Source organism: Janthinobacterium sp. SUN118, assembly GCF_030397695.1.
GTDB lineage: Bacteria > Pseudomonadota > Gammaproteobacteria > Burkholderiales > Burkholderiaceae_D > Janthinobacterium.
Genome location: NZ_JAPUBV010000004.1, coordinates 241231 through 260047, shown reverse-complemented (window position 1 = coordinate 260047; position 18817 = coordinate 241231). Strand labels below are relative to the sequence as shown.

The window sequence follows — 18817 nt, the reverse complement described above, 5'->3', positions numbered from 1 at the left end:
CTCATGCCTGGTCCGTGGTTGCTTGCTGGCTGGCGATCAGCACCGCGCCGCAGCTGGTCTTGTCGCCATGGCGGGCCACGGGCCGGCCATCGACGACCAGGCTCGGGTCGCCGCTGACGATGGGACAGACGCCGTGGCCCGGCAGGGGACAGGCAACCTTGTCGCCCACGCGTGCGATGCCGATGCCGCCGCTGTCGCTCACGGTCGACGCTTCGAGCACGGTGCCGCCGTGCGAGGTTTTATCGCCCAATCTGATTACCGGACCCGCCATATGCGCTCCTGTCAGCTTTTTTCATCACACCGGGCAAACGCAGCTCGGTATGTCCGAAATCCATCATTTTCCAGCGACCGCCCCACGTCATGCCGACCGATTCGGCCACTTCGCCATACAACTGATAGCCGCGCATGGCCCACGCATCCTTTTCCGAGATGACCAGCTTGCCGTCGCGCAAAAACGCGCAATCGGCGGCCAGACCATACTGGTGCCAGCTCTGGAAGGCGGCCGCGTTGCTTACGCTGGGCCCCATGGCCGCCAGGGTGTTTTGCCGCTCCGGACTGCGATAGCCCTCCAGCAGCGCCATGTCGTAGCCATGCTTTTCCTTCATTATTTTAAAGACAAGCAATAAACGCTGCGCGTATTCCGTATTCAACAGTGTCCAGTTGCGGCTGGCAGATATCAGCAAGGGCCGCTCCAGCCGCACTTCTTCGGTGGCAAACACGAGCGGCGGGAGGTCGACGGGCGGCACCAGTTGCTCGCCCTGCAGCAGGCTGGCGACCTGGGCATTCATTTCACGCGTGGAGACGTCGTAGGCGCCCAGCATGCGCTTGCTGTCCGTCATGAGGACTAGTGCCGTCGGCAGGCTGATCACCGCCATGCCCGCCAGGCACAGCAGGTAGTGGCGCCGCAGGAAGGCGGCCGTGTGGCCGAGCGCCGCCGTCCCGCCCTGGCGCACGCTGGCCAGGCCCGCCTGCCGCTGTCTGGTGAAGCGGCTGACGTACGCGGCAAGGCGTTGCTCCGCGCCATACATTGCTTGCATGACGAAATCGCGCCCGGCCGGAAACAGCGCCAGCCAGCTGACCAGGCATGCCAGTATGAAATACAGTGCTACCGCGAGTAGAAACACGCGCACCTCAATCAAAAGAATGTTTGGCTGCAGAGTTTGTGCTATCCGCGGCGCGATGCCGGTGCATGGACACGGATATTGCTCGGGAGTATATCTTACAAAACTGCTAATTAACGGGCTGTGCATTTCAATTGTGCGGGGGTGCGCACTGTTGATTTTATGGCACGCGTCATCATTTTGTTGAATAGCGTAAAGTCTTGCAAATATTACAGGAGCTCACATTTTGCGACCTCACGACGACAGCCCCAGGGCCTCGGCCCGGCCCAGCCTATTGACGCCAGCGCAGCAGGCCGAGGCCGACCGTAACCGTATCCTGACCACGCTGCAAGGCGGCAAGGGCGGGGCTGTCGCAGGCGGCGCGACGGGTGGCCGGCTGGCGGTACGCTATGGGGCCGGGGCGGCTGCCGCCCTGTTGCTGCTGGCGGCCGGTGTCTGGCTGGGGCAGCGCGGAGCGGACGCACAGGCGCCGGTGGTCGCGGCCTTGCCGGCCGCCGCCGCGACTGTCCCGGAAGTGCCGCCCGCCGTCGCCCGCATTCATGACGAGGCACCGGCCGCCATCGACCCGGCGCCGCGGCAAAGCCTGAATGACATGCTGACGGCCGCTCCCGCCCGTAGCGCCGCCACGCCTGCCGGCGATGTGCTGAGCAAGGCCCTGGAAACGCCCTCGGCGCCTGCGGCGCGGCCGGCCCAAACGCCAGCCAGGAGTGTCCCTAAAGCATCTCATCCGCCGGCGAAAAAGCCGGCCGCCAAGGCCGAGACGGCGCCAGCTGCCAGCCGCGAGGAAGAAAGCGACATCGCCTTGCTGGCGGCCCTCGTGGCCCACGCGCAAGTTGCTCCTGTTCCCGCACCGCCCGTCGCCAGCCTGCAATCCCAGCTTCAGCAATGCGCCAGGTTGAAACGGACGGCCGCCGACGCCTGCCGCGAACGCGTGTGCAGGGGCCGTGGCGCCGGCAATGCGCAATGCAAGGCGGCCAGGTCCGCCGCGAGGGCCGGCGCATGAGCGGCGCGCGCGCCGACCAGGCCGCGCAGGTCGGCGCGTCGCTGGCCGGTTTCAGCAGCGTGACGCGGCTGTACGAGCTGGTCCTGGGCGGCGAGGGCGGCGATGCGGGGGACGCATTGCTGGTGGAAGCGTTTGCGTCCGACGAGCGCTTGCACGGGGTGGGCGCGCGCGACGTCATCGTACTGTCCACCAACGCCAATCTGGCGCTGGCGCCGCTGCTGGGCCAGCCTGCCACCTTGCAGGTCAGCCTGGCCGATGGCAGCCGTGCCGCATTCAGCGGCCATGTCAGCGAGGCGGCCATGCTGGGCAGCGAAGGGGGACTGGCCCGTTTCCGGCTGCGCCTGACTCCATGGCTGTGGCTGCTGAGCCAGGCGCGCAATAGCCGCGTGTGGCAAGACAAGAGCGTGATCGAGATCGTCGACAGTGTCTTCGACGCCTATGCGCCGCAGGCCGTCTGGCGCTGGAGCGATGACACGGGGCCGTTCATGCAGGAGGCGTCGCCGCGCAGCTATTGCTGCCAGTACCGCGAATCGGACCTGGCCTTCGTCAGCCGTCTGCTGGCCGAAGAAGGACTGGCATGGCGTTTCGAAGAACAGGATGGCGGCCACTGCCTGGTGCTGTTCGCCGACAGCAGCGCGCTGAGCGCCGTGCCGGAAGACGCCAGCAGCGCTGCCGGCGGCGGCTTGCGTTTCCATGGCGCGCGGGCCATGGAACAGGCCGATGCGGTCCAGGCGATCAGCCGTGGGCGGGCGCTGAGCACCTCGGTTGCGACCGTCCTCAGCTACGATTACAAGGCCAAGAAAGCCGTCAGCGCCAGCGTGCCGACGCGGCTGGCGCCCGGTGGCAAGAACGCCATGGTGCTGGAAAGCTATGATGCGCCGGGCCAGTATTTCTATGCCGATGCCGCCCAGGCCGCGCGCTATGCCTTGCTGCAGATGCAGGCCATCGAAGCGCGCAGCGAACGCTGGGATGCGCGCTCCACCGTGCGCACCTTGCGTGCCGGCACCCGTTTTACGCTGACGCAAGGTCCATTGCAGCAGGAGGGCGGCGCGGCGCCCGCGCTGGTCGTGTTGCGCGTGTGCAGCGTGGGCGTCAATAATTTGCCGGCGCCGGCCCGCGAGGGGCTGGCTGAGCTGTTCGGCCCCATTCCCGCCTTGCTGCAGGAAGGCCTGGCCGACCAGGCGCTGGCGCCGCGCGACATCGCACATTTCGGACAGGTGATCGCGCAGGCGGCCGAGAGCGGCTATGCCAACCATATTGAAGCGATCCCGGCCGATACGCCATGGCGCCCGGCACAGGACGGCGGCGACGTGCGCCACCATCCGAAACCCACGGCCTTGGGCAGCCAGAGCGCGATCGTGGTGGGCGCCGATGGCGGCAATGCGGCCGGCGGCGCCAGCGAGATTTACTGCGACAGGCTGGGCCGGGTGCGCATCCGCTTTCACTGGCAGCAGGACGGCAGTGCGACTTGCTGGGTGCGCGTGGCGCAGCGCTCGGCCGGTGGCGGCATGGGCAGCCAGTTCCTGCCGCGCATCGGCCAGGAAGTGCTGGTGCAATTCCTGGAAAACGATATCGACCGTCCCATCATCGTCGGCGCGCTGTACAACGGCCAGGGCGAGGGCGGCCTGGCGCCGACGCCGGGCGGTGCCGCCAGCGCGAACGCGAGCGCCGCCGGCGTGTTCGAGGCGGCGCACGACCACGCCCCATCGGCGCAGGGCAACGTGGCCGGTGGCAACAGTCCGCTGTGGCATGGCGCGGCGGGCGGCACTGCGGGCCACCGCAACGGCACGGCCCAATGGGGCATCCGCAGCAAGGAATTTGGCGCCAGCGGCTATAACCAGCTGCTGTTCGACGATACGGACCAGCAGGGCCGCATCCAGCTCAAAAGCAGCCATGGCGCAAGCGAGCTCAATCTTGGCCACCTGATCCACGCGGCAGACAATTACCGGGGCAGCCTGCGCGGCACGGGCGCCGAGTTGCGCACGGATCACTATGGCGCCGTGCGTGCGGGCGCGGGCTTGCTGGTCTCCAGCTACCTCGTCAACCATGACGTGCAGGCGCGCGACCCGGCCGGCGACAATGCGCCTGGCATGGTATTGCTCAAGCAGGCGGCCAAGCTGGGCGAAACGTTCAGCGCCGCCGCCGTCACGCACCAGACCGTGGCCTATGCCAGCCATCTGGGCGCGGCCAAGCCGGATGCCAGCGTACTGGACGACAAGGCGGCGCCGCTGAAGGCATTCCTGACGACGGCGTCGGGCATGCTCAGCCAGGACAATACGACAGCCGCCAGGCGCGACGCGGCCGCCAAGCCCACGACTCCCGGCGACGACAAGCTGCCGCACAGCAGCGACGCCATCATTGCCATCGCTGCCCGGGCCGGGCTTGGCGTGCTGGCCGGCAAGGATATCCAGTTGGCGAACGGCGAAACCGTGTCGCTGATGAGCGGACTCGATACGCAGTTCGTCGGCGGCGGCCAGCTGCGCGTGCATGCCGGCCAGGCCATCGGCACCCTGGGCGGCGTCGTCAAGGCGGGCGAGAACAATATCGGCCTGCAGATGATCGCCGCCAAGCAGGCCATCGACCTGCAGGCGCAGGCCGACGTGCTCAAGGTGCAGGCGCGCGACGAAGTCAATGTGATCAGCGCCACGGCGCACATCGACTGGGCGGCGGCGAAAAGCATCCGTTTGTCGACGGCGGGCGGGGCGAATATCACTATCGAGGGCGGCAACATCACCATCCAGTGTCCGGGCAAGATCACGATCCATGCCGGCAAGAAAAGTTTTATCGGCCCGGAAAGCATGGCGTATGCGATGCCCGGTTTGCCCAGCAGCATATGCGTGGAATGCCTGAAAAAGTCCCTGATGGCCGGCTCCGCTTTCACCATGGCAGGATAGACGATGCTGATTGCCCCTTACACGGATGGCTGGCTGGCGCAGTGCGACACCTTGGCGCGCGAGGCGGCGCCGGCAAACGCGCGGCTGTATCTCTTGCTCGACGGCGTCTTCCTGCCGGGGCTGCAGCGCAAGCTGGCCACGCTGTCGCCGGCCCTGCTGTTTGAAAGCTTGCCAGGTTGCAATGACGCCACGCGCGACGTATCGCCGCTGCTGCTGGCGTATCCCGGCCTGGGCATGGGCATGGCCGAGGCGTCCTGGCTGCAGCGCTGCAGCGGCTGGCCCATGCTGAGTGCCATCGCCACGCGGGAAAGCCAGGCGGCACTGGCCGAAAGGCTGGCCGCCTGGTGCGTCATCGAAGGCGAAGGCCAGCGCTTCAATTTTCGTTTCCCCGACACGCGCCGGCTGCCGGCCATCTATGCCGCGCTGACACCGGTGCAGCAGGCGCAGCTGGCTGGGCCCGCCGTCAGCTGGTCCTACATCGCCCGCGACGGCAACTGGCGGCAGTTGCCGGTGCCCGGGCTGGACAGCGCGCTGGCGGAACGGCCCGTGGCGCTGAGCGAGCAGCAGTTTGCCAGCCTGATCGGCGACAGCGAAGCCGATGAAATCCTCGCCATGCTGCATGAACGCGGGCACGACCACAGCCATGACCGCCATGGCGCCTACCGTGGCGTGGCGCAAGCCCTGGCCGCCATCCAGGGCGAACCGCTCGATTACTATGAAAAGGCCGACTGGTGCGAGCGTTGGCTGCAGAGTGGCGCAGTGCCCGATGCCGCGCGGCCGCCTGAAACCAGCATGCAAGCGCAGGGGGACGCATGATGATCGTTCGAACAGCCGCTGGCGCGGGCTGGCGCGCGTTGGCAATGGGCGTGCTGTTGCTGCCCATGCTGAGCGCTTGCGCCGACAAGAACGTGCCGGTCAGCATACACGGCGTCAATTACAGCGGAGACGTCTTTCGTTACGCCATCGTCGATCCCGCCAACAAGGACAATGCGGGCGGTGGCGAAACGATCGACCCGTATGCCGCCGGCGGCACGATGTGCTGCTACGACTTGCCCCGGCGCTGGCGAGCCGGCATTCAGGTGCAGGTGGACGCCACCTACTGGCTGCCCCGGAAGGCTGATGGCAGCGTGCCGGAAGTGAAGCAGACGCAGGTGCTCGAAGTTCCCGCGTATGCCGACGGCAAGCCGGGCGAGCTGTGGGTGCTGCGCGGCGCCGATGGAAAGCTGGCGATCATTTCCAGCGACTACCAGCCCGATCACGCCAGCTGGCCAGGGAAGGTCAAGGGCTGGCCGCTGCCGTCGCTGGAATATCGGCGAGAGAAATGGGATGCCTACATTCAGCATGAAGAGGGCGGCGTCGAATTGTGGGAAAAGCTGCTTGAACAGATGCGCCTGGCGCCGCTCAAGCATGCCAGGGAAGTGTGGGAGTCTGAGCGGAAATCAGACCCGAAAGCGTTCAGCGACTATACGGGACCTGACGATACGCGCTTTCACGCGTATTTGCGCGCGGACTATGCCCGTTTGCTGGCTGGCAGCCGAAGCAAATTGGAACAGTTAAAAAAGGAGCGTCCATGAGTTTCAGATTGATCGAGCCTGTCCCCGCGGAGTTTTCCAAGGCTGCCGATTTCGATACCTTGTTTTCTGCTATTGAATCGAGAAAAATACGCAAGACAGCGGAGGAGATCGAGAAGTCTGTCGTCAAGCCTCCCTGCGCAACCTGCAAAACCAATCTCTTTTTTGGTTTTTTCTTTGACGGCACGAAAAATAATTATATTCAGGCCGACGCCGGGAAGAATCACTCGAACGTCGCCCGCCTGTATGACTGTTTTCCCGGCCTGAGCACGCCGACGGTGCTGCCCGATGCCACCGATTGGGTACACGAAAAGGCAGCGTATTCGCATTTTTTCAAGGTGTATATTCCCGGCGTGGCGTCGCCGTTCGAGCAGATCGGCGACAGCGGCAAGGGTTTGCAACTGACGCGGGGCGCGGCCGCCGGTTATGGCGGCGAAGCGCGCATTCTGTGGGCGCTGCTGCAGGCGATTAATAATATACACCGCTATTTTTTGAAGAAACCCCTGTTATCGCCCGATGAAACAAAGTCGATCCTGAATAGAATCGTGCTCGACAGGGCACGGCGGCGCCTGATGAAACCGCGCCAGCGGTTTGAACGCGAGATGCCGAATGACGAGCAGAATGAAAAGACGCGTCTCGAATTTGAAAAAATCCTGAAGCGCCTGCATGCGGCAATCGCCGTGCACATGCCGGATAAATATGGCAATGTCAGGCAAAAAGACCCGGCGACGGTGAAGAAAATCTTCATTTCCATTTTTGGTTTTTCGCGCGGTGCCACCCAGGCGCGCGCCTTTGTCAACTGGCTCATGTCGATGTGCACGCTCGATGCCCATCTGTGTAAAAAAGCGGGCGTGATGACGCTCGGTGGTTTCGAGGTGGCATTCAATTTCCTCGGCCTGTTCGATACGGTGGCATCCGTCGGCCTGGGCAATACCCTGGGGAACAGCCTGCTGGGCAAGATGTTCGATGGCCATGGCGGCTGGGCCGATACCGATGACAGCTTGCGCATCCCCCCGGGTATCCCATGCCTGCATCTGGTCGCCGCGCATGAATTGCGGCGCAGCTTTCCGCTCGATTCGATCTCCGTCAAGCAGGCGTTGCCGCCGAATTGCGATGAGGTGGTCGTCCCTGGCGTGCACTCCGACCTCGGTTGCGGCTACATGCCGGGCGAGCAGGGCCGTGGTCTGGACAAGATGGGGGCCGACATGCTGTCGCGCATTCCGCTGATCTATATGTACCGGGCGGCCAGGCTGGCAGGCGTGCCCCTGAAGCTGGAATTCGCCAGCGCCGTGGCCAAGGAGCGTTTCAAGGTCGCGCCGGAGACGATCACGGCACTGAACGCTTACCTGGCCACGTGCAAGGTGAAGACGGGCACCTTGACTGCCATCATGCGCGAACAGGGCAAGAATCATATCTTGTGGCACAGGTCGCGACGACCGACCAGCAAAACCCCGCTGGAATCGACGGCCAGCTTTGGCCGCGCCTCGAACTTCGACAAGAACGATCTGCAAAGCGCCAACCAGGAATTTGAACAGGAAATTCGGGCGTTCGAGACCTGGCTGGCAGAGAAAGGCAAAGGCTACAGGCCCAAGGCGCAGGAACCGGGTTTTGACAATGACCACGACAATGAATGGGAAGAGATCGCGACCTGGTGGGGCAGCGCGCCGCAGCCTGGCGCCGAGACGCTCCATTTTTTTGACAATTACGTGCACGACTCGCGTGCCTGGTTTAAGTTAATTCCCGGAAATCCTGACAATGAAGGGGATTTGATCGAGAAGTTGCAATCCTGGAGCGCGAAGCGAAAAAGGGTGCAGCAACTGAATGTCAGCGGAGCACTGGCCCACGAGGAACGGCAAAAGATGATGGCGCGCGCCTACGGCATGAAATCGACAACGGGCCTGCAGCCCTATACGCCGATGAAGGATGGCCTGGACGATGCGCAGCGCAAGGCTGTCGAGGAGTTTGATCGCACGGGCAAGATTCCGCGCATGCAGACGGAGGGACGCGAACCATTCGATTCAAGCTGGGCCAGCTATGGCCTGTCCGGCCGGGCCGGCTATTTGCGTTACCGCAAGGTGTACAGCGGCTATGACAGCGTGCTGATCTCGAGAAATGGCAAGGCGACGGAAGAAGCCATCGCCTGAGCTGCCAGGCAAGCGGGCTTGTCTTGCCGCTATCGGGCGCGGGCCGCCGCGGCGGCTTGCTGGTCGCACTCGCGCACGGCCGCTTTGCATGCGGAAAACGCTTCCAGGTAGGTCACGGTGGCTTGCCGCTCTTCGACCAGTTCTGCCACCCGCTGCGTGCGCTGCAGCGGTGTCGACGAGGGCAGTTTCTCCAGTTTCTTGCTAATGTCTTTGAGGAAACGTTGCTGACGCGCCAGCTCCGCCGCCAGCACGGCCTTGCGCTCGGCAGCGGGCAGGGCCGGATACGGCCTGCCATTGCTGGCGTTCACGCCGCCATCCGGGGTCATCGACAGCGATTCGTGCGGGGCGCGAAATTCCAGCGCCAGCTTGCCATCGGCTTGCACGATGACCAGCAGCTCGTCGGTGGCATTGCCGGCCGGCAGCGCCAGCGTGCGCGTTTCCCGCTTGCCGTCCGGCAGCCAGCGGTATTCGATGTTGACCTGCAGAGGCTGCTGCGATGCGGCCGGCAGGTAGAAACAGCAATTGGCGGCACTGCTCATGTAGGGATTCAGCGGATCCGTATCGACGGCATTCGCGGGATTGCCGGCGTCGCTGACGCCGACCTGGATGGGACGGGCGCTGTAGTTCAGGGTGCTGACCGATATCTTCGCTTCATCGGCCCCGGGCCGGTAGTCGTGCTGGCCGCGCTCGCCGCGTTCGGCATGGCCGGCCAGCAGCGGCCGGCGCTGCATGGACTGGATGCCGATGGCAAAGATATGGCTCAGGTAGCCTGTCTCCGAGCGGCCGTCGCGCGAATAGCTGTCGCCGGGCGTGTGGTAGAGGTAGCCGATGTCGGCGATCGCCAGGGCGTGCACCTTGCTGTCTTGGGGAAATAATGCTTGCTCCAGATAGCGATCCCTGGCGCCCATGACCTTGGTGGAAAGGACGCCGGCCCACGCCCGTTCCCCCGCGAAGCGGGGAAAGACGTTGAATTCGCCGTGGATGAACGGTTCGATTTTCAGCACATCCCGGGTCATGCCCGTGATGGGATCGATGACGGAATAAATCCCTGGGAAGGGCGTGTCGGCGGCATGCGAAGGCGGCGCCACGGCGAAGAACAGGCAGCCAGCCCCGGCGATGGCCGCCATGACGGCGGTTTTGCTTTGCCTGCTGCTTCCAGTCGCGGTAACGGCGGGCATGCTCAGTTCTCCAGATAGCGCCAGACGGTCAATCCATATCCTGAACCGAGGTCGAGCATGGGCTGTTCCCGCTCGTACGACATGGCGCGCGCGGGAATATCGAGCGATTCCCACGTTCCCGCCTTGGGACAGGGATCGCCGGCCTTGGCGCGCAATTCGTTTGCCGGCACAGGGCCGCTGCCGGCCGGCGCATAGTCCATGCGTGCCTGCCGGAAGAAGGCCGTCAGGTCTGCCGGATAGAATTTGGCATCGCGATAGCTGCTGTCGTCGATATCGAGCAGGCAAGTAATGGCCGCCGCTTCCCATGACCAGTAGCCTGAAAAGGAGGTGTCGCGCTCGTGGCTGCCATAGTAGGGCTCGCGACGGCTGGCGTAATACCATTCGTCCAGGTAGTCCTGCATCAACGCCGGGCGATCATTTTTTTCTGCGGCGAATATCTTGAGCGTCTTGAAGTAGGGCAGGTGGCGCGTGCATTCCGGCCAGGCGGTATCCCGGCCGGCGATGGAAAATGCCAGCAGGCGTTCGACCAGCCCATCTTTTTCATGGTTGTTGAAATCGATGACTGGCGCCAGGCGGGGTAGCAAATTGCCCCAACCCAGGAGTATGCCCAGGCAGATCATGCGGTTGACCTGTTCGTACGCGACGTCGGGCAGGGCGAAGTGGGGAAATCCCTGTTCCGCGGCGCTTGCCTGCACGTCGAAAGCCTTGTCATATTTGGCATACTCTTCCCAGTATTCCAGTATCGTGGGATACAGCGCGCGCAGATCGGCCGTGGTATGGCCGGCGCTGTATGCGAGGGAAAGCTGGTCGATGCCGTCCCAGGCCCGCTCGCGCGTCGCCGTCATGAAATTTTCGGGGGGGATATTCTGCAGTACTTCCGCCGGCTGTTGCAAACCTGCCTGCACCATGTCGAAACCCTCGTCCTGGCTGGTTTTGCTTTCAACATAAATGGCGTATGACAACAGCAATTCCCTGCGGGATGCGAGAAAAGTCTTTTCATCCAGTGTCTGCATGCTTATTTCCTTAATATGTTGTCTGGAATATCCAGCATCAACTGGATTTCATGATTGCTTCCCTTTGACTGCCGATGCTTGTTCAACTGACGACCGGTGACCAGCGAGATCCAGCGCAGATACGGGGGCTTGGCGTCGGGGTTGAGGAGCTGGCCGGTGGCGTATTTTTTCATCAAGGGCTTGATGGTGAGTCCGGTAGCCGTCAGTTTTTCCTGCTTGAGCGAGCGGGCTATCCATGCGTGGCTCATTTGCGTGGGCAGCTTCGTTTCCTTATTTTCCCTGTTCAAGCCTTTTCTCAGTTCTTTTTCATCCGCTTCCTTGTTTCCCATTCTGGCGCTTTGATTCGCATGGGCATCGCGGTCCGCGTTATCGAAAATATTCGGTTTGTTATTGTTTGGCGTGGGATTCGCCGCTTCGTCCGCCCTCAGGGAACTGAATTTTTCCTGCAGATCGGCGGGCAGCGCCGCCATCAGGCGAAAGGAGTCGAAGATGCTCGACTTGGTTTCGCCGACAATGAAAGGCTGGCTAAGGCCGGCGCCCTTGAACCACAGGTGATCGAGTCCGGTGTGCGGCACGCTATGCTCTTCCGTCAGCTTGCCGGCATTGTTTGCCTTCTTGAACAGCGCATGTCTTTTCTTCACGAAGTAATCGGTGATGTGCTCGGCCGGCACGCCGGTGCGCCATTTCTGTTTTTTCTTTTCGCCTTTTTTCTTGGTATTGACCTTGCTGGAATTCGGCTTGGCCTGATTTCCTGTGACATCCTTGTTCTTTTTCGCGGCGAGCCTCTTTTCGGCCTTGCTGGCGGCCTTTGCTTCCTTGCCGGCGATATCCTTCCCCACCTCCCGTGCTTCATGCTGCACGGTCTTTCCCGTGGCGTTGCCGACGGCGGCCGTGTTATGCGGCAAGTCATGGCCCATCATCTTGCCGTGCAGTTTTTTCAGTTCGGCGAAGGCGTCCTCGATCATTTTCGGGCCGCGTTTCTGGATTGCCTGCATTTCCTGGATCAACAGCTTGACTTCCGACTTTCCCGCCACGGCTTTGACGACCCAGCTGTCAATGCCGTCGATGAAGGTGTCGATCACGCCCTTGAAGAGCCCCTTGCTTTCATGGGCCAGCACGTTCCAGTCGATCTTGCGCATGAATTTTTCGACGTTGCCGCGCAGCTTGGGCGAGACGGCTTCCAGCACGCGGCCGAAATTGTGCCCCTTGTTCATCAGCTTGAAACCGACCTTGAGCGTATCGCCCACGGCCGGTACGCAACCGACCAGGGTGATGGCCAGTTCCACCCAGGCGCCGATGGCGGATGGTGATTTGCTGATGACGATGATGCCAAGGATCAGATCGCGCGCATCCATGGCCTGTCCCACGCCAGGGACGACACCGAGTATGCCGGTGATGATGATGTGCGCGGGAGAGGAACCGGAGCCGGTGACGAGGTCGCTCAGCCAGGTACCGATGCCGTCATCGGCCTGCCTGAGCGCGCGGCTGGCTGGCGAGGCGCCACGGATGGTGCTGGCCGGGACGGCTGGCGTGAGGCCGCTCATGACTCGCCGTCTTGCTGATCGTGCAAGTCGCGGTAGCTTTTGCTTGCGGCCTTGTCCGCACTGCTGTCTTCGTCCTTGTAGCGATAATCGTCGTAGTGAAAATCGTATTCCAGGGTGCTGGCGGTGGCGCCTGCAGGAAAGTCATCCGCCATGTCGTCTAGCTCATCCGGAAAGAAATTGTCTTTGTAATAGGCCGCCTCTTGTGCCAGGTAACGTTCGAGGACCGATTGCGCCTCGTCGTCACTTTTCGGCTTGCTGCCAGCCAGCTGGTTCGGTTTCTGCTTGTGGCGTGGAACCGCTTCCCTTTCGTCTTCGCCATAGATCACGACGGCATTGCGATCAGGCAGGTTTTCCAGGCGGGCAAAGCCGTTGGCATCGAGCTTGCCTTCAAGGCGGGTGCCGTTGTCGAACAGCAAAACGTACGGCGCCCCCACCATGGGCTGTAAATCATCCCAGCGATAATTCAATTCCATGAAATTGCTTGCATCCCCAGCCTGCGGTAACAACGGTAATTTGGGGGTGCTGCTGGCCGGCCCCGTCAATTCCTTCATGCTGGCCTTGAAATCGATTTTTCCGGGGCCGTGCAGCATGATGTTGCCGCCTTCGAGGCGGATGTAGGCGCCCTGGGCCGTCATCAGCACGTGCTGCTGGGCCGCCACGGCGACGCTCTTGGCCGTGCTGGTGACGGTGACGGCCTTGTCCGCCGTGAGCCGCGTTTCGTCGGCCTGGCTCTGGCTGCTGACCTTGCCGCTGGCCGCATGCAGGCGGATGCCCGTTTCCTGGTTCGGCTTGTCCTTGTTGCTGGCCTTGCCGTAGGTAAACAGGCTGATGCCTTTCCCCAGCGCGTACATGCTGTTGCCCTGCGCGGCAAAGTTGATGTCGGCGCCGGCCGTCACGCTGGCGCTGCCGCCCGCGGCGAGCACGGCAGTGGCGGGCGTGGTGGCGGCGATGCCCGATGGGCTGGACAATTGCAGATGCGCTTCGCTGTAGGCGCTGGCCTGGCCCTGGCCGCCCGCTGCCTGCTGGCCCTGTCCTGGGTCCGCCGCCTGGCCGGCGGCCGTTGCGCCCAGGACGGTCATGCTGTGTTCCATTTGCACGATGGCGGGCAAGGTGGCCGCCTCCGGCGCCGTGTCCGGCTGCGTCTGCGCCGCCGTTGCGGGCGGGCCGGCGCCCTCCGGGATGGCGAGCTGGAGTGCCTGATGCTTGTGCGCCTGCTCGGCCAGCGAGGTTTGTAATTGCAGGCTTTGCCGGACTTGCTCCAGCGCTTCCTTCGCATCCATCTGGCTGCCGGCGCCGCCATCGCGTCCATGCGCCGACAGCAGCAGGCCCGCTCCCGCGCGCAGGGCGGCGCTGTGTTCCGTTTTCAGCTCGGCGCCGAAACCGGCCGGCGCCAGCCGCTGGTTATCGCTCTGGTGGCGCAAATGGCCCAGGTTCAGCTCGGCAGTGCCCGCGTGCACGCCCGCATGGCGCTGCAGGGCGACGCGGGCCTGGCCCGGGCTGTCGTCGAACACCAGCTGGCTGTAGGCACCGGCGCCGCCCTGGCTCGCCTGCATCGCCTGGGTCTTGATGCCAGACAGCGCGGCAGGATGGGCGTGGGCGCCGGTCTGGCCGGGAAACCAGGCCGGTGCATTGCCCGTCGCCGCGCCCGTGCCTTGGCTGACCTGGTTGCTTTGCGCATCGGCCTGGCCACGGCCGTTGTACAGCGTGCCGATCACGACGGGGCGGTCGATATTGCCCTCCAGGAAGTCGACCAGCACTTCCTGGCCCACGCGGGGCAGGGCATTGCTGCCCCAGTTGGCCCCGGCGACGGGCGCCAGCGGCGTTGCCACCCGCACCCAGGTGCCGGCGCTGTCGTCGCCGGGCGCGCCCGCATGGCCATCGGCGGCAGGATGGGCCAGCCGGCTGTGGCTTTGCGCGCCGCGCTGCCAGTGGAACTGCACCTTGATGCGGTGGTCGCGGTCCGTATGCAGCTGCGCGCCGGCCGGCCCCACGACGATGGCCGTCTGCTGGCCGAAGACGGTGGGGCGCGGATGCAGCAAGTGGCCGTGGCTGTCGGCGCGGCTGCTGCGGTACGGTATCTTGCTGCGGATGGCGTCGATACGGTTGCGATAGGGCGCGCGCTCGGCGATCGACTTGCCGGCCGCCTGCAGGCTGCCCGTTTCCGCATCGCCGGTCAGCATGTCCAGCAAGCCCTGGCCAAAGCGCTGCAGCAGGCCGCCGCCCAGTTCCGCGTCCAGGTTGTTGTGCATCAGGTGCACGGTGCGCACGACGAGGAAGCTGCGTTCGTCGTCATTGGCCGCCGCATCGGTCTGCGCCTGGCCGGTGAGCGTGAAGGTGGTGCCCGGCGCCAGGGTGCGCACGGTGCCGGCGCCGACAAAGACTTCCTTGCCCGCCGTCAGCGCCTGCAGCTGCTGCTCGGCGATGCGCTGGCCCTGCTCGCGCGAGGCATAGGCATAGGCGCCAGGCGCGTCGCGGCTGACCAGCGGCATGCCGTCGGCGGCGGCGCCAGCGCTGACGGGACGCTCGCCGCGCGTGCGGTAATCCCAGCTCGACAGCTCGATGCCGTTGGTTTGCTGGCGCACATGCATGCGCCAGCGGTCGATGCTGTCCTGCGGCATGACGGCGCCGGGCTGGGTGTAGGCGATGCTGGCCTGGGCATTCGGCTTGAAGCTGCCGTTATGGTCGGCGATCACGATGGTGTGGCTGCCCAGGCTGGCGCTGCCCGCGTCGCCCAGGTGCTCGACATGGTAAAACAGGCCTTCCTCGCTCATCAGCCGCTCCGCGAAGGCCCAGTCGCTTTCCTGATACTGCGTGCAGATGCTGCGCTTCGGATAGCGCGTGCGGTCGAGTAGCTCGAAGCGCCAGGCCGGCGCCAGCATGCCCTGGCCCTGGTAGCGCTGGAACAGGACCTCGAGGATGTCGGGCACCGCCATGTCCTGGAAGATGCGGCTGTCGCGGCCGTGCGCGAGAAAGGCGCTCCACGGCTCCATCGTCAGCTTGTAGCGGGCAAAGCCGCCGTTCGCGCCGGCCAGTTCGACGGCGGTGACGTGGCCGTGGAACGGGCGCCAGCCGCCATCGGCGATGAGCAATTCCAGCAGGACGGGCTGGCCGATCAGCGACTTGAGCGGAATGGCCGCGTCGAGCGAGAGGGCGGTGATATGGAACACGCATCCCTGGCTCAAGCCTTCTTCGCCACGCACGGATTCGGCCAGCAGCTTGTCCGGGCCCAGCGGCGTGCTCAGCTTCAGCAGGCGCGTGGCCTGGCTGACGCCGTTGGCGACGGGTGACGGCGACGCGCTTGCTTGGACCAATTCGGACATTGATGGGAACTCCGTGTGGCGAAATGAGCGTACTTGCAATTAATTCAATGACTTGCTTATAAGATTACACCTTAGAAATAGCGATTTCACAAGCGCGATTCAATTGAATCGCGCGCCAGGGGCTGTCATGCGCAGGCCGTGCGGGCGATTTTGTCTCCGTCAGGTAGAGTGCCGTTCTTGCCAATTCCACCACCAATAAAAAATTGTGCAAAATATTATGTAGAAGCAACATGATGGCGGGCCGGGCCTGTTTCCGGCCGTCATTGCCGTGCCACGTGAACCGGAGAAAGTATGAATACGATGAAATGCGCCGCCGCCGCGCTGTGTGCCAGCCTGTCGCCTGCCATGGCGGCGTCCGCCCCCGTCGCACCGCCGTTCCTCGATGTGCTCGTCTATCAATATGCCAATTGCGTCCGGCCCGCCTATCACCAGGCCGACCTGCGGGTGCAGGATGGGGCGGGGCGCTACCGGATCGAGGTCAAGGGCGAGGCGTACACGGTCGAACTGCAGGAACGCATGGGCTTTTCGCTGCAGGCGGGCATCGGCGGGCCCGTGGCGGCCGTGGTCAAGCTCGACCGGCCGCCGGCGGGGCAATTCGAGGAACAGGCGCGCTGGCGTGAGCGCTGGCTGCGCGATGTGGCCGAACGCAGCGGCGTGGTCCTCGAAGAGCGGGCGCTGGCCGGCGGCGCGCGCCTGCTGGCCGTGAACAAGGGCGAGATCAAGGGGAATTATGTGGGCCAGTCCCTGCTGATTGATCCGCAACGGCTGTTGTTCATCGATATCGCGTGGCCGAACGCCCTGGACACGTATCGCGGCGCGGACGGCTTGCGGCACGTGCGGCAGGTGCAGGATGACGTCTGGCAGCACATGCTGTCCTGTTCGCCCGCTGCCTGACGCCGGCGGCGCTCGCATATCCCTACTGCGCACACGTGCATGTGCAAATAATAATGATTCTCATTTATAATGCAGCTCAATGGGGTGGCGATGGGCCGGCGCAATGGCGCCACGCGTGTGAAGGAGGGCATGATGGGCAGTTTGTACGGTAACGAGGATTTGATCGCGCACGAACATCGCGTGCTGATGGGCGAATATGGCCGGGCGCAGGCCCGCTGCAGTGCGCAATTGGCCGGGCAGGCGGCGCGCATCGCGCAGCTGGAAGCGGAATTGATGCGCGCGCGGGCACAGGTCGTCATCCGCGACACGAAGCTGGCGCTGGCGCGCGAGGAACTGGCCGAGCTGGCTGCCGCCGCGCCGGGTTTGCCGACGCGCGCGCGGCTGGCGCGCAAGGTCGAATGGCTCAGCGAGCGGGTGCAGGACCTGATGCGCGAATTGCTGCGCCTGCAGTGGGTGCCTGCGCCCTCGGCCGTGCCCCGTGCCGCGCTGCAAGCGGACCTGCTGGCGGGCGTGCGCGAAAAGGCCGTGCTGTATGTGGGTAACTATTTGCACCCGGAAGCGGGCCAGGATGCGGATGGCGCCAACGTGGCGCAGCAAGCCATCGAGCAGGCCGGCGGACGCTTCCTGCATCACGCGGGCGGCGACGATGGCGCAGACGATGCGGCGGCGCTGGAAGCGGGCCTGGTGGCGGCCGACCTGGTGATTTGCCAGACGGGCTGCGTCAGCCATGACGCCTATTGGCGCGTGCACGACCACTGCAAGCGCACGGGCAAGCAGTGCGTGCTGGTGGACCAGCCGCAAGCCATGCACTTCGTGCGCAAGGAAGCGCTGGCCACCTGATTTCGCGCCGCTTAACGCCTGCTTAATCCGCATGGGGCAGAATGGTCGTCCATTCGACGAGATAGAGAGCGCCCATGCTGTCCCTGCAAATCGGCCCCCTGGCCCTGCCCACAGGCCTGGTCCTGCTGATCGTTTCGCTGTGCGTGGCCTACGGCGTGGCGCATTGGCTGCAACGCCGGCGCCAGATGCCCGATGCCGGCCCCCTCGTGTCCGACATGCTGATCGCCGGGCTGCTGGCGGCGCGGCTGGCCTTCGTGCTGCGCTGGCATGAACAGTACCTGGCGGCACCCTGGTCCATCATCAATATCCGCGACGGCGGTTTCCTGGCACCGGCCGGCATCGCCTGCGCGCTGCTGGTGGCCGCGTGGCGCTGCCGGCGTCCCGCCATGGCGGCCGCGCGCCGTCCGCTGGCGCTCAGCGTGGCGTCGGGCGCGCTGGCCTGGGGCGTGCTGAGTGCGGGCCTGGGGCTGGCATATGACAAGCCGACGGCCCTGCCGGCCGTGGCGCTGCAGACTGTCGACGGCGCGCCAACGACCCTGGCGGCGCTGGCCGGCGGCAAGCCCATGGTGGTCAACCTGTGGGCCAGCTGGTGCCCGCCGTGCCGGCGCGAGATGCCCGTGCTGGCCGCCGCGCAGAAGGCGCATGCCGGTATCGCCTTCGTGTATGCGAACCAGCGCGAGGACGCCGTCGCCATCCACGCCTTCCTTGCGCCGGCTGGCCTGGCGCTGCGCAATGTGGTGCTCGACAGCGAGGCGGCGCTGGGCAAGGCGGCCGGCTCCTCGGCCCTGCCCACCACCCTGTTCTACGACGCGCAAGGGCGATTGGTCGATACGCACCTGGGCGAATTGTCCGATGCGTCGCTAGCCAGCAAGCTGCAAAAGATCGCCGATCCTGCCTCATAAAACGTCGTCGCCATGCAGCCGCCCATCCGCCAGGATGCGCGGCTTTTTTTGCGCCTTGCCGCGGCCGTAGCGGTTTCTGATAGTATACCCCCCTATAGTATTTCTCGAGGCGAAATCATGGGACACACATCGCACAACAAGACCAGGCTGCTCAATCGCGTGAAGCGTATCCGCGGCCAGGTGGAAGGCCTGGAGCGGGGCCTGGAAGAGGGGCGCGACTGCGGCGAGGTGCTGCAGCTGATCGCCGCCGTGCGCGGCGCCGTGAACGGCCTGATGGCGGAAGTCATCGAGGAGCACCTGCGCGAGCACGTGGCCAGCCCGGACATCAGCAGCGACGAGCGGGCCAGGGGCGCCGACGATATCGCGGGCATTTTGCGCACCTATCTCAAATGA

The 18817-nt window shown here is 64.4% G+C and carries 15 protein-coding genes; 9 read left to right on the top strand and 6 right to left on the bottom strand.

The features are described from left to right. Position 1: 1 nt before the first annotated feature. A complete protein-coding gene (locus O0880_RS22990; RefSeq protein ID WP_071324359.1) occupies positions 2 to 271 on the bottom strand; it encodes a PAAR domain-containing protein in 270 nt (89 codons plus the stop codon). Then, positions 240 to 1124 (bottom strand): M15 family metallopeptidase, encoded by an 885-nt coding sequence (locus O0880_RS22985; RefSeq protein ID WP_071326565.1) that lies wholly within the window; start codon positions 1122 to 1124, stop codon positions 240 to 242. Before O0880_RS22985 ends, O0880_RS22990 begins: the two co-directional genes overlap by 32 nt. A gap of 223 nt (positions 1125 to 1347) precedes the next feature. Here O0880_RS22985 and O0880_RS22980 point away from each other — a divergent pair, with 223 nt between their 5' ends. Genes O0880_RS22980 through O0880_RS22960 form a run of 5 tightly spaced genes read left to right on the top strand, consistent with a single transcriptional unit; the run spans position 1348 to position 8733 of the window. After that, positions 1348 to 2124 (top strand): hypothetical protein, encoded by a 777-nt coding sequence (locus O0880_RS22980; protein WP_289888970.1) that lies wholly within the window; start codon positions 1348 to 1350, stop codon positions 2122 to 2124. Continuing rightward, complete coding sequence (locus tag O0880_RS22975) at positions 2121 to 5018, top strand: type VI secretion system Vgr family protein (RefSeq protein WP_289888969.1); 2898 nt, start codon at positions 2121 to 2123, stop codon at positions 5016 to 5018. Before O0880_RS22980 ends, O0880_RS22975 begins: the two co-directional genes overlap by 4 nt. 3 nt (positions 5019 to 5021) lie before the next feature. Beyond that, complete coding sequence (locus tag O0880_RS22970) at positions 5022 to 5834, top strand: DUF4123 domain-containing protein (RefSeq protein ID WP_289888967.1); 813 nt, start codon at positions 5022 to 5024, stop codon at positions 5832 to 5834. Then, on the top strand, positions 5831 to 6592 hold the full coding sequence (locus tag O0880_RS22965; protein WP_289888966.1) for a DUF3304 domain-containing protein: 762 nt from the start codon (positions 5831 to 5833) through the stop codon (positions 6590 to 6592). Before O0880_RS22970 ends, O0880_RS22965 begins: the two co-directional genes overlap by 4 nt. Continuing rightward, positions 6589 to 8733 carry a DUF2235 domain-containing protein gene (locus O0880_RS22960; protein ID WP_289888964.1) on the top strand — a complete coding sequence of 715 codons (2145 nt, stop codon included), beginning with the start codon at positions 6589 to 6591 and terminating at the stop codon, positions 8731 to 8733. Before O0880_RS22965 ends, O0880_RS22960 begins: the two co-directional genes overlap by 4 nt. 29 nt (positions 8734 to 8762) lie before the next feature. Here O0880_RS22960 and O0880_RS22955 read toward each other — a convergent pair whose 3' ends face one another. The 4 genes from O0880_RS22955 to tssI are packed head-to-tail and all read right to left on the bottom strand — an operon-like array spanning position 8763 to position 15788. After that, positions 8763 to 9911: a hypothetical protein gene (locus O0880_RS22955; protein ID WP_289888963.1), complete on the bottom strand. Its 1149-nt coding sequence runs from the start codon at positions 9909 to 9911 to the stop codon at positions 8763 to 8765. A 2-nt stretch (positions 9912 to 9913) separates the two neighbouring features. Beyond that, positions 9914 to 10924, bottom strand: coding sequence for a PoNe immunity protein domain-containing protein (locus O0880_RS22950; protein WP_289888962.1), 1011 nt, complete (start codon positions 10922 to 10924; stop codon positions 9914 to 9916). Positions 10925 to 10926: 2 nt separating this feature from the next. After that, complete coding sequence (locus O0880_RS22945) at positions 10927 to 12468, bottom strand: hypothetical protein (protein WP_289888960.1); 1542 nt, start codon at positions 12466 to 12468, stop codon at positions 10927 to 10929. Next, complete coding sequence (gene tssI / locus O0880_RS22940; protein WP_289888959.1) at positions 12465 to 15788, bottom strand: type VI secretion system Vgr family protein; 3324 nt, start codon at positions 15786 to 15788, stop codon at positions 12465 to 12467. Before tssI ends, O0880_RS22945 begins: the two co-directional genes overlap by 4 nt. Positions 15789 to 16079: 291 nt before the next feature. On the opposite strand from tssI, the gene O0880_RS22935 reads away from it, so the two are divergent. The 4 genes from O0880_RS22935 to O0880_RS22920 all read left to right on the top strand — a co-directional run bounded on the left by O0880_RS22935 (position 16080) and on the right by O0880_RS22920 (position 18817). After that, positions 16080 to 16682 carry a hypothetical protein gene (locus O0880_RS22935; RefSeq protein ID WP_289888958.1) on the top strand — a complete coding sequence of 201 codons (603 nt, stop codon included), beginning with the start codon at positions 16080 to 16082 and terminating at the stop codon, positions 16680 to 16682. A 129-nt stretch (positions 16683 to 16811) separates the two neighbouring features. Then, the gene (locus tag O0880_RS22930) at positions 16812 to 17522 is read left to right on the top strand and encodes a DUF2325 domain-containing protein (RefSeq protein ID WP_289888957.1); all 711 of its coding nucleotides are present in this window, start codon (positions 16812 to 16814) and stop codon (positions 17520 to 17522) included. A 74-nt stretch (positions 17523 to 17596) separates the two neighbouring features. Next, positions 17597 to 18424: a TlpA disulfide reductase family protein gene (locus O0880_RS22925; protein WP_289888956.1), complete on the top strand. Its 828-nt coding sequence runs from the start codon at positions 17597 to 17599 to the stop codon at positions 18422 to 18424. 117 nt (positions 18425 to 18541) lie between these two features. Beyond that, on the top strand, positions 18542 to 18817 hold the full coding sequence (locus O0880_RS22920; protein ID WP_289888955.1) for a metal/formaldehyde-sensitive transcriptional repressor: 276 nt from the start codon (positions 18542 to 18544) through the stop codon (positions 18815 to 18817).

Excerpts from the sequence above, each read along its gene's own strand:
- O0880_RS22990 (WP_071324359.1), bottom strand. The coding sequence starts at position 271 with ATGGCGGGTCCGGTAATCAGATTGGGCGATAAAACCTCGCACGGCGGC.
- O0880_RS22975 (WP_289888969.1), top strand. The coding sequence starts at position 2,121 with ATGAGCGGCGCGCGCGCCGACCAGGCCGCGCAGGTCGGCGCGTCGCTG.
- O0880_RS22970 (WP_289888967.1), top strand. The coding sequence starts at position 5,022 with ATGCTGATTGCCCCTTACACGGATGGCTGGCTGGCGCAGTGCGACACC.
- O0880_RS22965 (WP_289888966.1), top strand. The coding sequence starts at position 5,831 with ATGATGATCGTTCGAACAGCCGCTGGCGCGGGCTGGCGCGCGTTGGCA.
- O0880_RS22960 (WP_289888964.1), top strand. The coding sequence starts at position 6,589 with ATGAGTTTCAGATTGATCGAGCCTGTCCCCGCGGAGTTTTCCAAGGCT.
- O0880_RS22955 (WP_289888963.1), bottom strand. The coding sequence starts at position 9,911 with ATGCCCGCCGTTACCGCGACTGGAAGCAGCAGGCAAAGCAAAACCGCC.
- O0880_RS22950 (WP_289888962.1), bottom strand. The coding sequence starts at position 10,924 with ATGCAGACACTGGATGAAAAGACTTTTCTCGCATCCCGCAGGGAATTG.
- O0880_RS22945 (WP_289888960.1), bottom strand. The coding sequence starts at position 12,468 with ATGAGCGGCCTCACGCCAGCCGTCCCGGCCAGCACCATCCGTGGCGCC.
- tssI (WP_289888959.1), bottom strand. The coding sequence starts at position 15,788 with ATGTCCGAATTGGTCCAAGCAAGCGCGTCGCCGTCACCCGTCGCCAAC.
- O0880_RS22935 (WP_289888958.1), top strand. The coding sequence starts at position 16,080 with ATGAATACGATGAAATGCGCCGCCGCCGCGCTGTGTGCCAGCCTGTCG.
- O0880_RS22930 (WP_289888957.1), top strand. The coding sequence starts at position 16,812 with ATGATGGGCAGTTTGTACGGTAACGAGGATTTGATCGCGCACGAACAT.
- O0880_RS22925 (WP_289888956.1), top strand. The coding sequence starts at position 17,597 with ATGCTGTCCCTGCAAATCGGCCCCCTGGCCCTGCCCACAGGCCTGGTC.
- O0880_RS22920 (WP_289888955.1), top strand. The coding sequence starts at position 18,542 with ATGGGACACACATCGCACAACAAGACCAGGCTGCTCAATCGCGTGAAG.